Here is a 13,979-nt window from a genome sequence, read left to right as displayed (position 1 = left end):
GTTCAATTGCCGCCGTCTTCGGGGACCTGGAAGGTGCCCGAGACCCTGCCGCCGGGACCCGAGGTGGCAGACCCTGCGACCGGCGACGAGCCGCTGGCGCGACCATCGACACTCGAGACCCCGCTGCGCAGGTCGATCACTAGGCGTCCGCCGTTGAGCGTGTCCCCGCCGCGATTGAGCCTGACATTGCCCGCCATGGTGATGATCCGCCGGTTGAAGTCATAAACCGCGACATCGCCGCGCGCAGCCTCGTTGCCGCGCGTCACCGACACGCCGCCTGTCGCAGTGATGCGCTGAATGCTGAGCGATCCTGCGTCGCTGTAATTGACCAGCATACGGTCGGACCGGACGGTCAGGCCGGCCTGGGTCACGACGACGTTGCCAGACAGCACCACCCGGTTCTGCTTGTCCTGCAGTTCGATTCTGCCCGCTTCGTAGGAAACGGGCGCGTTCGAATTGTGTCCGGCGATCGCCTGCGCGTTGAGTTGCATCCCTCCAAGCGCAACCGCCGTCAGCGCAAAGGCGCCGAGACCGGAGCGGAGCGAGGTTTTCCAAAGCGGGCGTTGCGTATCGGTCATCAGGGCATCCTCAGTTCGCCCGGGCGCATGTAGAGCCGGGCATTGCCGATCAGTGTGACGGTGCGTTCGGGCAGGTCTGCTTCGAGCCGGTCGGCCGAGAAAGTTCCCGCCGGTACCGCCCCCTCGACCCCGCCAGCGCCAACCATGCGGCGTTCCTCGAGGTCGATCGAAACGCCTCGCGCGACCATGGAATAGCCGTCGGCGGCGGTCATGCGCAGCGGCCCGATGACCGAGACCCGCTCATCGTCGATGTCGTAGGCGCCGGCCTCGGCGCCGATCCGGGCAGGCCCTTCGGGAAGCACGATGCTGGCGACGAGGTCCTGCATCCGCACAATGCCCTCGCGGCTCGAACGTTGCACGGCCTCCCCTGCCGTGAGCGAGAAGGGGCGGCCATCGTCGTCCTCGCCGCGGTACATCGCGTTATCGACAGTCAGTCGCTCGTCGATCATCGCGACCTTGTTGCGATCGAGCAGAAAACTGATCTCCCCGCGCGGGCTCAACGGCGTGATCACCATTAACGCCGCGATCACTCCCACTGCCATCGGCAGCGCCTTGGCAAGGAACGAGACGAGCTTGTCATGGCTACCGCCGGGCGCGGCGAAATGCTGGCGCTTGGTGCGCAACTCCTTCGCTTCGCTGGTTTCGATGCGGCGCTTGATAACCATGTCGCTTGTATGACGCTCCGGCTGATTAGGCGTGGCTGAATATATCGTGGTCGGCCCAGCCGGCCATGTCGAGCTTCGCCCGGGTTGGGAGGAAGTCGAAGCAGGCTTGCGCGATCTCCAAGCGCCCTTCGCGTTCGAGCCGGCGCAGCAGTTCCTCGCGCAGGCGATGCAGATAGCGTACGTCGCTGGCGGCGTATTCGCGTTGCGCCTCGTTCAGTTCGGGCCCACCCCAATCGCTCGATTGCTGCTGCTTGGACAGGCTCTCGCCCAGCAGTTCTTCGACCAGGTTCTTGAGGCCGTGACGGTCGGTGTAGGTGCGGGTCAGCTTGCTCGCGATCTTGGTGCAGAAGACTGGTCCCGCCTCAACCCCCAGGTAGTGCTCGATCGCTGCAAGATCGAACCGGGCGAAATGATAGAGCTTGAGCCGATCGGGATCGCCCAAGACTGCCTTGAGGTTGGGGGCGTCGTAGGTGCTTTCCGGCCCGAAGCGCACCAGATGTTCGTCGCCATTGCCGTCACTGATCTGGACCACGCACAGGCGGTCGCGATGGGTGATGAGACCCATGGTTTCGGTATCGACCGCGATTGGTCCATCGGCGAGCACGCCTGCGGGCAGGTCTTCTTCGTGAAAATGTACAGCCATATGCGATTGTCGCTTAGGCTGATTGGGGATTGAAGGGAAGGGGCGGTGGCGAGTGAAGGACGCGCCGCGTATCAGGCTGGTATGAGCGCGGATCAGGTCCCCGAAAGCTGGCGTGAGGCGATCGAGCCGGTGCTTGCCGCGCCCGAGGCGCGCAAGCTGGGCGGGTGGCTGCGAAAACAGGAGGATGCCGGTCGGACGGTCTATCCGCCGCGTGGCGAGCGGCTAAATGCGCTGGCGCTCACGCCGCTCGATCAGGTCAGGGTCGTGATCCTGGGCCAAGACCCGTATCACGGGCCGGGACAGGCGCATGGGCTCGCCTTTTCGGTGCGGGATGGGGTGAAGGTGCCGCCCTCGCTGGTCAATATCTACAAGGAACTCGAAAGCGATCTCGGGGTAGCGCGGCGCGAGAACGGCAACCTCGAGCATTGGGCGCGGCAGGGCGTGCTGTTGCTCAACAACACGCTCACCGTGGAGGCTGGGCAGGCCGGCAGCCATGCGGGGCGCGGTTGGGATGCGATCACCGATGCCTGTGTGCAGGCTGTGGTGGATCGCGGCGATCCCGCGGTGTTCATTCTGTGGGGCAGCCATGCCAAGAAAAAAGCCAGCCGGGTCAAGGGGTTGGGTGCAGGGGACCATCACCTCGTGCTGACCAGCCCGCATCCAAGCCCGCTCTCGGCGCATGCCGGCTTTTTCGGTTCACGCCCTTTCAGCCAGGCCAACGCCTTTCTCGAACGGCATGGACGCGCGCCGATCGACTGGTAAGCTCATCGCAATGACCGAGGACGAGGCGAAAGATTTGCTGACAACGCGTCTTGCGCAGATCGAGCGCGAGGATGCGGCCAATGCAGACGCGCGCGATACGGTCGAATTGCAGCAGGACAGTGTCGGGCGGTTGAGCCGAATGGACGCGCTGCAGCAGCAAGCGATGGCGCAGGCTACAGAGCGCAGGCGTCAGGCCGAAAGGCAACGGATCTTGGCGGCGCTGGCGAGGATCGACGAGGGCGAATGGGGCTATTGCCTCTCCTGCGGTGAGGAGATCGCCGAAAAGCGCTTGCGTAACGACCCCGGCGTGCCACGCTGCGTCAAATGCGCCAGCGGCATCTAGGCAGGCGTCGAGGGAGGAAGCGATGCGCAAATCGGCAACATTGGCCTTGGCTGGAGGACTGGTCCTCGCCGCATGCGTCGTGGTCCCACAGGTCGCGGACGCGCCCATGGCCAAGGAAGCCGCAGCCCAGGCGGAGGCACCCAGGTACGATCTCGGTCGGCCCTATATCGGCGGCCCGCTTTCCGGCGGGGAAAGCCTCATCCATCCGCCACCCGAAGCTGGCAGCACGCGCATGACGATCGACGAGGAGGCCAATGCCCGGTCCCTGTCGCTACGTGGATCGCCGCGCTGGGAGCAGGCTGCGCGCGACGCCGACCTGGGTGAGAACTGGTACGGGCGTGCCTTCTCTTGCGCCGCAGGGGTCAGGATATCTCCGGAGGCGACGCCCAGGATCGCCAATCTCCTGCGCCGTGCCGGAACGGATTTCGGCATGTCGACCGGCGCGGTGAAAGACGTGTTCAAGCGACCGCGACCGTTCACGGTCAATGGCTCGACGAGCTGCACTCCGCAGGAGGAAGAAGCGCTGCGCGGCAACGGATCCTATCCTTCCGGCCACAGCGCAATCGGCTATGGGACGGCGTTGGTGCTGGCAAGCCTGTTGCCCGACCGCGCTGCCGAACTGGCGAAGCGCGGGCGCGGCTATGCCAACAGCCGTTGGGTCTGCAATGTCCACTGGTACAGCGACACGGTGGAATCGCAGGCCTTTGCCGGCGCGACCTTCGCCCGGCTCCAGTCCAATCCCGATTTCCAGGCGGACTACGCAGCAGCGCGTGAGGAAGCGGCAAGCCTTGCTCCAGCGCCCGTTGATGAAATCTGTGCTGCCGAGGCGGAGAACCCGGGCGCCTAGAACGCTGCCGTAAGTCGCAGCCCGGCAATCACGCCAGTATCGCGCGGCGCGATGGCGCTATCGACGAGCTGAACATCGGCGGTGAGCTGGAGGTGCTCGCCAATCCCGAGTGTGTAGAAAGCCTCGACTCCTTCCTCGTCTTCGAGCGGAATGCGGTTCGCGAGAGCATCGACCAGGCCGTCGGTCAGCGAGTAGCGGAACCAGGCGAGGCCGAACCGGTCCTGCGGCCGAGCCCGCGGATTGCCCGAAATGCCGATGAATCCGCTCTTGTCGAGGAAGGTCGGGTCGCCCTTCGAGAGGTAGACCTGCCCGAAGATGCCCCAGCCCTTGCCGGGCGCCTCGGGATAGACGCCGAGATACTGGTAGCCGGCCAGCACGGCGGCAAACTCGCCGCGATCGGTGCCGAAGCCCGATCCAGGCGCAGGGATCAGCACCGCCGGCAGCGAATCGGCGTTGATGTCGTTGCGGGTCGAGCCGGAGAGCTTGAGCGCATAATAGCCCGGCTTGCCCCCAATCTTGACCGGGAAGGTGACCGAACCAAGAAAGCCGACTCCGCTGCCGAAGGCGGTCTCGAAACCGCTGCGTCCATATTGCGAATCGGGATCGAACACCCACAGCCGATAGAGCACCTTCTCGGTTGGCACTTCGAGGAGCGCGCCCGTAATCGTGTTGGGGATGATCGCGGAAGGCGGCAGCGCCATCGAGAGGTTCTGGAAGCCATAATGGCCGTCGCTGCCGACCACCGGGAGCCTGCCGCCCTGGTCGAGCACGTTGACCTTACCGACGATCAGCTTGGCGCCCGAATTCCAGCGCTTGGAGATGCTGACCGACAGATCGAAATCTTCCCGGCCCTCGCCCCGAAACAGCGCCGTGTTATTGGGGATCAGACCGATGGTGCCGTTCGAATCCTTGCCCCAAGTGAACTCCGGGCGGATTGTCAGGGTGAGGCTGTCGTCTGCACCAAAGCTGCTACCGCCGATGTCGACATAGGCATCCGCCCTGCCGCTGTAGCGGAGCGTTTTTTCCGCATCGCCAGAGATAGGTCGATCGACGAACTGAGAGACGACCAGCCGGGCCGCGATTGGACCGGGGTCCGGTTGGGCTACCGGTGCAACAGGAGCGATCGCCGCCCCAGCTTCCTGTGGTTCTTCTGCAGAAGCGGCATCGGCGCCCTGCGCGGCAAGCGGGCCCGACAAGGCCAGGAGAAGAACCGAGGTTCCCGCCAGCAAGCGCGCCTTGGACAGCAATTCCCGCCTGCATCTGGCTATCACGATGTCGCGACCCCCGTCCCGCCCGGTCGGTCCGCAGGTTGCGGGGGCCGGGTCTTGTGCATTTTTCTATCGGGCGGAATGGAAGCATGCGCGACAATTCGCAGCAACGCGAAATGCCGGAATACATCCATTCTGGTCCCAACTAATTCGTTATGAATCAGCGAAAACTTCGCGAATTGTACAAACGCGACAAGCTGGAGAGGTCCCCGACCTAGCGTGGCAATTCGCTCACACCCATCAGGAACTCATCGACTGCGCGTGCGGCCTGCCGCCCCTCGCGGATCGCCCAGACCACCAGACTCTGCCCACGACGCATGTCGCCGCAAGAAAACACCTTGGGCTGGCTGGTCGCGTAACTTTCCGTATTCGCCGAGACATTGCCGCGCTCGGAGAGCTCAACGCCGGATTGGTCGAGCAATCCGGCCTTCTTGGGTCCGGTGAATCCCATAGCAAGCAGGATCAGCTCGGCCTCGAGCGTGAACTCGCTGCCGGGCACTTCCTCCATCTTGCCGTCATTCCACTCGATCCGGACGCACTCGAGCCCGGTGACGTTTTCCCCATCGCCGACGACGCGCTTGGTCAGTACGGCCCAGTCGCGATCGACGCCTTCCTCGTGGCTCGAGGAGGTGCGGAGCTTGAGCGGCCAGTCGGGCCAGGTCAGCGCCTTGTCCTCGTGCTCGGGCGGCTTGGGCATGATCTCGAGCTGGGTAACGCTCTTCGCACCCTGCCGGTTCGACGTGCCGACGCAGTCGCTGCCGGTATCCCCGCCGCCGATGACGACGACATTCTTGCCGGTCGCGAGGAGCGAGCCGCGCGGCGCAGCACGAACTTCCTCGTCGCCCGCATTGCGCTTGTTCTGCTGGGTGAGGAACTCCATCGCGAGCCGTACGCCGGGCAGTTCCGCACCCGGGATGACCAGGCCGCGCGCTTCTTCTGCGCCGCCCGCGAGAACGATGGCGTCGAAATTCTCCTCCAGGCTCTTGAACGAGACATCGACACCGACTTCCTTCGAAGTGCGGAATTCGACCCCTTCGGCCTCCATCTGCACCGCGCGGCGGTTGATGAGATGCTTCTCCATCTTGAAGTCGGGGATGCCGTAGCGCAGCAAGCCGCCAATTCGGTCGCTCTTCTCGAACACGACGACGGTATGACCGGCCCGGGCGAGTTGCTGGGCACAGGCTAGCCCGGCGGGGCCGGAGCCAACCACGGCGATACCCTTGCCGGTGCGTTTCGCCGGGACTTGGGGCAGGATCCACCCTTCGCGCCAGCCGCGGTCGACGATCGCGCATTCGATCGACTTGATGGTTACCGGCTGGTCGATGATGTTGAGCGTGCAGCTCGCTTCGCATGGCGCGGGGCAGACGCGTCCGGTGAACTCGGGAAAATTGTTGGTCGAATGGAGCACGTCGAGCGCGTTCTTCCAATCGCCCTCGTAGACCAGGTGGTTCCAGTCCGGGATGATGTTGTTCACTGGACAGCCGTTGTGACAATAGGGAATGCCGCAATTCATGCAGCGGCTGGCCTGCGCCTTGAGCGTTTCGTCGTCCGGCTGGACCACGAACTCGCGGTAATTGTGCACCCGTTCTGCCGGATCGAGATAATCGCGATCGCGGCGGTCGAGTTCGAGGAAGCCTGTTTCCTTGCCCATACCTTCTGACCCTTACTCCGCTGCGACGGTTTCGGCTTCGAGCCGCTCGGTCTCGAGCGCTTCGAGCGCGCGCTTGTAGTCGCGCGGCATCACCTTGCGGAAGTTCTTCAATGCATTCTGCCAGTCGTCGAGCAGCGCCTTCGCCTTGGCCGAGCCGGTGTGCAGCAAGTGACGTTCGACGAGGATCTTCAGCCGTTCGGAATCGTGATAGAGCGGATCGCCCATCCCGAAATTGTTGACGGAGATCGGGCGCTGCTCGGGGCGGCTCCAGCTGTTCTGGGCACCCTCGCCATCGCCCGGGGTGACGTCGACGATCTCGACTTGCGCCTTGTTGACGAGCTGGTCGAACGCGCCGTCGGGATCGTACACATAGGCGATCCCGCCGCTCATCCCCGCGGCGAAATTGCGACCGGTCTGGCCGAGTACGACAACTACGCCGCCGGTCATATATTCGCAGCCGTGGTCGCCCGTACCCTCGACAACCGCAATGGCGCCTGAGTTTCGCACCGCGAAGCGCTCGCCAGCGACGCCGGAGAAATAGGCTTCGCCCGCAATCGCGCCGTACAGCACGGTATTGCCGACGATGATGTTCTCGCCCGGATCGCGGTCGACGCCTTCGGGTTGCTTGACGATGATCCGCCCGCCCGACAGGCCCTTGCCGACATAGTCATTGGCATCGCCGGCAAGATCGAGCGTGACGCCGTGCGCCAGCCATGCGCCGAAGCTCTGGCCTGCCACCCCAGTCAGCTTGATACGGATGGTGTCGGGTGCAAGACCCTCGTGGCCATGCGCCTTCGCGATCTCGCCCGACAGCATGGTGCCAACGGTGCGGTTGACGTTGCGGATTTCGCGCGTGATCTCGACCGCTTGGCCGCTTTCGATGGCCGGCTTGCAAGCTGCGATCAGCTCATTGTCCATCGCCGCTGCCAGCCCATGATCCTGGCCCTCGGTGTGACGGAGCGGTGCCCCTTCCTCTAGCGTGATCGTGTGCAGGAGCTTGGACAGGTCGACGCCCTGCGCCTTCCAGTGGCGGTGGACGCGGCGCATGTCGAGCCGGTCCACTCGGCCAACCATCTCCTCGACGGTGCGGAAGCCGAGTTCGGCCATGATCTGGCGCAGTTCCTCGGCGACGAAGAAGAAATAGTTGATCACATGCTCGGGCGTGCCGGTGAAGCGCTTGCGCAGCACTGGGTCCTGCGTCGCGACCCCGACCGGGCAGGTGTTGAGGTGACACTTGCGCATCATGATGCAGCCCGCCGCGATCAGCGGCGCAGTGGCGAAGCCGAACTCGTCCGCGCCCAGCAGCGCACCGATGGCGACATCGCGACCGGTGCGCAGGCCGCCGTCGACCTGGACCGCGATGCGGCTGCGCAAGTCGTTGAGGAGCAGGGTCTGCTGGGTCTCGGCAAGGCCGATCTCCCACGGGCTGCCCGCATGGGTGAGCGAGGTCAGCGGAGAGGCACCGGTGCCCCCCTCGTAGCCCGAGATCGTGACATGGTCGGCACGCGCCTTTGACACACCGGCGGCAACGGTGCCGACGCCGACTTCGGAGACCAGCTTGACCGAGATGCGCGCGCTCGGCTGCACGTTCTTAAGGTCGTGGATCAGCTGCGCGAGATCCTCGATCGAATAGATGTCGTGATGCGGCGGCGGGCTGATGAGGCCAACACCGGGGGTCGAGTGCCGCACCGCGCCGATCCGCTTGTCGACCTTGTGACCGGGCAACTGGCCGCCTTCGCCGGGCTTAGCGCCCTGCGCCATTTTGATCTGGATATCGTCCGAATTGACGAGGTACTCGGTGGTCACGCCGAAGCGGCCGCTGGCGACCTGCTTGATCCGGCTGCGCATCGAATCGCCATTGTCGAGCGCGCGGAAGCGCTCGGGCTCTTCGCCGCCCTCGCCGGTGTTCGAACGACCGCCGATCCGGTTCATCGCGATGGCGAGGGTCGAATGCGCCTCGTGGCTGATCGAGCCGAAGCTCATCGCCCCGGTGCTGAAGCGCTTGACGATCTCGCTTGCCGGTTCGACCTCTTCCAGCGGGATGGCCTGGTCAGCCCGCTTGAACTCCATCAGTCCGCGGATCGTCAGCAGCCTTTCGGACTGCTCGTTGATCGACCGCGCGAATTCCTCGTAATTCTTCGCATCATTGCCCCGCACCGCGTGCTGCAACTGCGCGACGCTGGTCGGGGTCCAGGAATGCGCCTCGCCCCGCAAGCGGTACTGGTAGATTCCGCCGACATCGAGCATCGATCGGTAGAGCGGGTTGTCGCCATATGCCTGCGCATGACGCAGAACGCTTTCCCTGGCGACGTCTTCCAGCCCGACGCCCTCGATCGTGGTCGCGGTGCCGGTGAAGTATTTCTCGATGAAATCGGAGCACAGGCCGACCGCGTCGAAGATCTGTGCACCGCAATAGGACTGGTAGGTCGAAATGCCCATCTTGGACATGACCTTGAGAATGCCCTTGCCGACCGCCTTGATGTAGTTCTTCTGGACGGCCTTGGGATCGATATCGGGGTGCCGCTTGGCGCGCACTTCCTCGAGCGTTTCGAACGCGACGTAAGGATTGACCGCTTCGGCGCCGTAACCGGCAAGCACGCAGTAATGGTGCACTTCGCGCGCCTCGCCGGTCTCGATAACCAGCCCCGCCTGCATGCGCAGGCCCTGGCGGACGAGGTGATGGTGCACGGCAGCGGTCGCGAGCAGCGCGGGCATGGCCACGCGATCCGGACCCTGCGCGCGGTCTGACAGGATCAGGATATTATGGTCCTGAAGTACCGCTTCGGTAGCCGCCCAGCACATTTCGCGCAGCGCGAGCTCGATCCCCTCGACGCCCGCCGAGGCATCCCAGGTGATGTCGATGGTCTCGGTCCGGAAGGCGCCGTCGAGCGCGATCTCGACCGAGCGGATCTTGGCCAGCTCGTCATTGGTGAGGATCGGCTGGCCGATCTCGAGGCGCTTGTGCGTACCGGCATCGCGGCCCAGCAGGTTGGGGCGCGGGCCGATCATCGACAGCAGGCTCATTACCAGTTCTTCGCGGATCGGATCGATCGGCGGGTTGGTGACCTGGGCGAAGTTCTGCTTGAAATAGTCGTAGAGCAGCCGACTGCGGTTCGACAGCACCGCGAGCGGCGTATCTGTACCCATCGAACCGATCGGATCGTCGGCGCCGACCATCATCGGTTCGAGGAAGCGCGCAATATCCTCCTGCGTATAGCCGAAGGCTTGTTGGCGCTGGAGCAGGGTAGTGGTGTGTTCGGCAACGGCCGACAGCTCGGGCTCGATATGATCGATATCCTCGAGCTTGAACTGCACGTCCTCGAGCCACTTGTTGTAAGGGTGCGCAGCGGACAGCTCGGCCTTGAGTTCCTCGTCCTCGATGATGCGACCCTGTTCGAAATCGATCAGCAGCATGCGCCCGGGCTGGAGGCGCCACTTGCGGGTGATGTCTTCCTCGGCAAATGGCAGCACGCCGCTCTCCGAAGCGAGGCAGACGATTTCGTCCTTGGTCACGCAGAAACGCGCGGGCCTGAGGCCATTGCGGTCGAGCGTCGCACCGATCTGGCGCCCATCGGTGAAGGCGACCGCGGCGGGGCCGTCCCACGGTTCCATCAGAGCGGCATGAAATTCGTAGAAGGCGCGCCGACCCGGATCCATCAGCTCGTTCTTGGCCCAGGCTTCGGGGATCAGCATCATCATCGCATGGGCAAGGCTGTAGCCGCCCAGCAGCAGCAGCTCGAGCGCGTTGTCGAGGCAGGCGGTGTCCGATTGGCCATGCGGGATGATCGGCCACAGCTTGTCGAGATCGGCGCCGAACAGCGGCGATTCCATCGTCCGGCGGCGCGCATTCATCCAGTTCACATTGCCGCGAACCGTGTTGATCTCGCCGTTATGCGCCATGAAACGGTACGGGTGGGCGAGCCGCCAGCTCGGGAAGGTGTTGGTGCTGAAACGCTGGTGGACCAGGCCGAGCGCCGAAACGCAGTCGGGGTCGCGCAGATCGTCGTAATAGGAGCCGACCTGGTTGGCGAGCAGCAGGCCCTTGTAAACGATGGTGCGGCTCGACAGGCTCGGGATGTAGAGCTCGGTCAGGCCGGGAAGATCGTGCTTTTCCTCGAGCTTCTTGAGCGGGTTTTGCACCTGTTTGCGGATGACGATCAGCTTGCGTTCGAAAGCGTCCTGGTCGGCGCAATTGTCGCCCCGGGCGATGATCGCCTGGCGCATCACCGGCATCGATTGGACCACCGCCTTGCCGAGCCCATCAAGCGTCGTCGGGACCTTACGCCAGCCGATCAGGCGCTGGCCTTCCTTTTCGATGAATTTCTCGAACTGCTCGGTCACGAAGGTGCGCGCGGCATCGTCCTGCGGCATGAAGCATTGCGCCACTGCATAGTCGCCTGGCGCCGGGAGTTCCTTGCCCTCGCTGACCGCCCATTTGCGGAACAGCGGGTCGGGAATCTGCAGCAGGATGCCCGCACCATCGCCCAGCAGCGGGTCGGCGCCCACCGCGCCGCGATGGTCGATATTGGCGAGAATCTCGAGCGCCTGGGTTACGATCGCGTGCGATTTGTCACCCTTAATGTGGGCGACAAAGCCCACACCGCAGGCGTCATGCTCATTGCGCGGATCGTAGAGGCCCTGCCGTTCCGGCAGGCCATGCGCCGGGTAACCCATTCAATCTCCATCCCATCGTCGCTGCATCCTGCCCTGCTCGCCGGAGCGGCCAGTGGGCAATGAAGCGCGATTCGCCCCGCATCAGGGCTTCGAAAATGTCGCGAAGGAACTTCTTGAAGAAATGAACGTGTTTTTGCAACTGCGAAGGGAAGTGAATTCGATTGCCCCGGCTAAAGGCCGACTTTAGCCTTGCCGCGCAAATTTGGCCTCTGTCGCCGGCTGCCGTAGCGTCGGATCAGAAGTTGCCGCTCATGCGCTGGAGCTTCTCCAGCGCCTCGCGCAGGGCTTCTTCAGTGGCCTCGGCCTGCTCGCGCGTCGAGATGTCGAGCGCGGCATTTCCCTGGGTCGCCTGGTACTGAGTGGGCGCCGCGCGCTTTGCCCGTTCGTGACCGGTCAGGGCCTTGAGCGCGGCTGCGATCACGGGCTGGACCTCGTTGCGCAGCGCCGGGTCGCGCTCGATGGCGTCACGGTGTTCGGAGAGCGCACCGCCGAACCTTTCGACCATTTCCGCAAGGCTCAATTCCTCGAGCCTGCGCGAGCGAAGCCTGCCGAGCCCATCGCGGGCATCGGGCGCAGGCGCTTGTGGAGCCACCGAGTGGGGCGAAGGAGCATGAGCAAGCGGCGCAGGCTCGGGCGTGGGTTCGAAGTCTTCAACCTCTTCCTCAAGACCCCATGCGCCCACATCGGGCCTGAAATCCTCTGGATCGTGGCTTGCTTGTTCGAAGTCCCAATCCTGCGCCTCGTCCTTGGCGACAGCTCGGTCGAGCCCGGCCTGATCGAGTTCCTCGATTGTAAGGATGGCCGGTTCGCTGGGTTCTACCGAAATTTCGGCGATCGCCGGTTCTTCGATTTCATCATCGAGCATGTCGGGGTCGATGTCGAAGGGGAACGGGTCCTCTTCTTCGCTGTCGATTTCCGGTGCGAAGACTGGATCCTCAATCTCGGGATCTGCGACATTCTCTACTGCAACCCTGGCCTTGCGGGCGGTGAGGCGTGCCAGCAGCCGGGCGATCATGAATCCGGCCACTCCGCCGAATACTGCCGCGGCTGCTGCGACCAGAAATCGGGCAGTGCTGCCGAGCGGAGGTTCGGCTGCGGGGAGCACGGCGGCAAGACCGCTTCGTGCAACCAACCCCTCCAGCATGGCGCCTGGCAGGACCATTACGGCGAGGCCAAACAGAGCTGCGACCCACAGGCACAGGATCGCGGCAAAGGCGGGATGCGCAGCGAGCGGCTGGCGCGGTGTTGCGGTTGTCCTGCGGCCCAAAGCCATGAAATACACCTGTTTCCTGCGTTCGGTCGTCCGGCTTCAGGCTGCCTGCCTGTCGCCGCTTGTCCGATTGCCTAGCAGTTCATGGTAAACGAGCAGATAACGCTCGACGTTCTTGGCCCAGTCGTGCCGCGTGCGGACATGCGCCAACGCACGCTGCTTGATTGCGTCCCATTCGTGCCGGTGACGGATGAGGTCGCCGAGCGCATCGGCGCAGCCTTCGGGATCGTCGGCCGGGAACAGCGTGCCGGTCGCACCATCGGTGATGAGTTCGCGATGACCGCCGACGTCGCTCGCGGCGACCAGCCGCTGCTGGGCCATTGCCTCAAGCGGCTTCAGCGGAGTGACGAGATCGGTCAGGCGGCTTCTCTTGCGAGGGTAGGCCAGTATGTCGATCAGCGAGTAATAGCGCTCGACCTCCGAATGCGGGACGCGTCCGGTGAAGATCACGGCTTCGGGATCGGACAGGGCCGCAACCTGCGCGCGCAACGCAGCCTCCATCGGACCTCCACCGGTCATCAGCAGTCGGGCGCCCGGGTGTTCCGCGCGCAGCAGCGGCATCGCCGCGATGAGATCGTCGAGCCCTTCGTAATCGTAGAAGCTGCCGATGTAGCCGATCACCGGCTCGTCTGGCGCGATGCCAAGCTCGGCTGCCAGCGCGTCGTCGCGCGGCGCCGGCTCCCCGAACAGCGCCATGTCGACGCCGTTGGGTGAGATGCCGATCTTTCCCGGATTGAAGCCCCGCGCGATCAGGTCGTCGCGAAGTCCGTGGCAAATGGTGAAAACGGCATCGGCACTGGCTACGACCCGATTCTCCAGCGCCCTGGTAAGCCGATACTTGATCGATCCTTCGCGTCCGGTGCCGTTGCCGACCGACGCGTCTTCCCAGAAGGCGCGGATCTCGTAGACCAGCGGGATATTGTGCTTGCGCGCCACCTTGTGTGCGGCGGCGCCACATAGAGCGGGTGAATGGGCATGGATGACGTCAGGGCGCCAGTCCGTGACGACCCGCTCGATCCCCTCTGCGAAAGCGGCAATCTCGCGCCATTCGCGCAGGCCGGCGGGGCCCTCGGCAGTCCCGGCAGTACGGTGGAACAGCAGCCCGTCGACTTCCTCGACTGGTGGGCCGTCGCCGAGCTGGCGCGGGCCCGTGACGCCGCGCACCTCGAGGCCTGCGGCCTGCTGGCTCTTGAGGATCGCACGTGTGCGAAAGGTATAGCCGCTGTGGAGCGGGAGCGAGTGGTCGAGGACGTGCAAGATGCGCATGGCGACCTTCCT

11 protein-coding genes are annotated in these 13,979 nt (G+C 64.3%); 3 read left to right on the top strand and 8 right to left on the bottom strand.

Annotation, left to right across the window (positions count from 1 at the left end; genetic code table 11):
- Nucleotides 1-2: 2 nt before the first annotated feature.
- The 3 genes from P7228_RS05355 to P7228_RS05345 are packed head-to-tail and all read right to left on the bottom strand — an operon-like array spanning nucleotide 3 to nucleotide 1,886.
- Nucleotides 3-578, bottom strand: a complete 576-nt coding sequence (locus P7228_RS05355; protein WP_278017183.1) for an LptA/OstA family protein — start codon at nucleotides 576-578, stop codon at nucleotides 3-5.
- Nucleotides 578-1,243, bottom strand: coding sequence for an LPS export ABC transporter periplasmic protein LptC (lptC, locus tag P7228_RS05350; RefSeq protein WP_278017182.1), 666 nt, complete (start codon nucleotides 1,241-1,243; stop codon nucleotides 578-580). The genes P7228_RS05355 and lptC overlap by 1 nt, the downstream gene beginning before the upstream one ends.
- A 25-nt stretch (nucleotides 1,244-1,268) precedes the next feature.
- Entirely contained in the window at nucleotides 1,269-1,886 is a 618-nt protein-coding gene (locus P7228_RS05345) for a ribonuclease D (protein WP_278017181.1), read from the bottom strand.
- Nucleotides 1,887-1,967: 81 nt separating this feature from the next.
- Here P7228_RS05345 and ung point away from each other — a divergent pair, with 81 nt between their 5' ends.
- Genes ung through P7228_RS05330 form a run of 3 tightly spaced genes read left to right on the top strand, consistent with a single transcriptional unit; the run spans nucleotide 1,968 to nucleotide 3,838 of the window.
- Nucleotides 1,968-2,648, top strand: a complete 681-nt coding sequence (gene ung, locus P7228_RS05340; protein ID WP_278017709.1) for a uracil-DNA glycosylase — start codon at nucleotides 1,968-1,970, stop codon at nucleotides 2,646-2,648.
- A gap of 10 nt (nucleotides 2,649-2,658) precedes the next feature.
- Complete coding sequence (locus P7228_RS05335; protein WP_278017180.1) at nucleotides 2,659-2,991, top strand: TraR/DksA family transcriptional regulator; 333 nt, start codon at nucleotides 2,659-2,661, stop codon at nucleotides 2,989-2,991.
- 22 nt (nucleotides 2,992-3,013) lie between these two features.
- The gene (locus tag P7228_RS05330; RefSeq protein ID WP_278017179.1) at nucleotides 3,014-3,838 is read left to right on the top strand and encodes an acid phosphatase; all 825 of its coding nucleotides are present in this window, start codon (nucleotides 3,014-3,016) and stop codon (nucleotides 3,836-3,838) included.
- On the opposite strand, the gene P7228_RS05325 is transcribed toward P7228_RS05330, so the two are convergent.
- The 5 genes from P7228_RS05325 to P7228_RS05305 all read right to left on the bottom strand — a co-directional run bounded on the left by P7228_RS05325 (nucleotide 3,835) and on the right by P7228_RS05305 (nucleotide 13,967).
- Nucleotides 3,835-5,085: a carbohydrate porin gene (locus P7228_RS05325; protein WP_278017178.1), complete on the bottom strand. Its 1,251-nt coding sequence runs from the start codon at nucleotides 5,083-5,085 to the stop codon at nucleotides 3,835-3,837. The genes P7228_RS05330 and P7228_RS05325 overlap by 4 nt on opposite strands.
- Before the next feature lie 235 nt (nucleotides 5,086-5,320).
- Nucleotides 5,321-6,757: a glutamate synthase subunit beta gene (locus tag P7228_RS05320; protein WP_278017177.1), complete on the bottom strand. Its 1,437-nt coding sequence runs from the start codon at nucleotides 6,755-6,757 to the stop codon at nucleotides 5,321-5,323.
- Between the two features lie 12 nt (nucleotides 6,758-6,769).
- On the bottom strand, nucleotides 6,770-11,431 hold the full coding sequence (gene gltB / locus P7228_RS05315) for a glutamate synthase large subunit (RefSeq protein ID WP_278017176.1): 4,662 nt from the start codon (nucleotides 11,429-11,431) through the stop codon (nucleotides 6,770-6,772).
- Between the two features lie 235 nt (nucleotides 11,432-11,666).
- The gene (locus P7228_RS05310; RefSeq protein ID WP_278017175.1) at nucleotides 11,667-12,704 is read right to left on the bottom strand and encodes a hypothetical protein; all 1,038 of its coding nucleotides are present in this window, start codon (nucleotides 12,702-12,704) and stop codon (nucleotides 11,667-11,669) included.
- Between the two features lie 36 nt (nucleotides 12,705-12,740).
- Complete coding sequence (locus P7228_RS05305) at nucleotides 12,741-13,967, bottom strand: TIGR04063 family PEP-CTERM/XrtA system glycosyltransferase (protein WP_278017174.1); 1,227 nt, start codon at nucleotides 13,965-13,967, stop codon at nucleotides 12,741-12,743.
- Nucleotides 13,968-13,979 lie beyond the last annotated feature (12 nt).

This window comes from Altererythrobacter sp. CAU 1644 (genome assembly GCF_029623755.1).
Lineage (GTDB): Bacteria > Pseudomonadota > Alphaproteobacteria > Sphingomonadales > Sphingomonadaceae > Erythrobacter > Erythrobacter arenosus.
This window is presented reverse-complemented; position numbering and strand designations above follow the sequence as displayed.

Excerpts from the sequence above, each read along its gene's own strand:
- P7228_RS05355 (WP_278017183.1), bottom strand. The coding sequence starts at position 578 with ATGACCGATACGCAACGCCCGCTTTGGAAAACCTCGCTCCGCTCCGGT.
- lptC (WP_278017182.1), bottom strand. The coding sequence starts at position 1,243 with ATGGTTATCAAGCGCCGCATCGAAACCAGCGAAGCGAAGGAGTTGCGC.
- gltB (WP_278017176.1), bottom strand. The coding sequence starts at position 11,431 with ATGGGTTACCCGGCGCATGGCCTGCCGGAACGGCAGGGCCTCTACGAT.
- P7228_RS05310 (WP_278017175.1), bottom strand. The coding sequence starts at position 12,704 with ATGGCTTTGGGCCGCAGGACAACCGCAACACCGCGCCAGCCGCTCGCT.
- P7228_RS05335 (WP_278017180.1), top strand. The coding sequence starts at position 2,659 with ATGACCGAGGACGAGGCGAAAGATTTGCTGACAACGCGTCTTGCGCAG.
- P7228_RS05305 (WP_278017174.1), bottom strand. The coding sequence starts at position 13,967 with ATGCGCATCTTGCACGTCCTCGACCACTCGCTCCCGCTCCACAGCGGC.
- P7228_RS05320 (WP_278017177.1), bottom strand. The coding sequence starts at position 6,757 with ATGGGCAAGGAAACAGGCTTCCTCGAACTCGACCGCCGCGATCGCGAT.
- P7228_RS05345 (WP_278017181.1), bottom strand. The coding sequence starts at position 1,886 with ATGGCTGTACATTTTCACGAAGAAGACCTGCCCGCAGGCGTGCTCGCC.
- P7228_RS05330 (WP_278017179.1), top strand. The coding sequence starts at position 3,014 with ATGCGCAAATCGGCAACATTGGCCTTGGCTGGAGGACTGGTCCTCGCC.
- ung (WP_278017709.1), top strand. The coding sequence starts at position 1,968 with ATGAGCGCGGATCAGGTCCCCGAAAGCTGGCGTGAGGCGATCGAGCCG.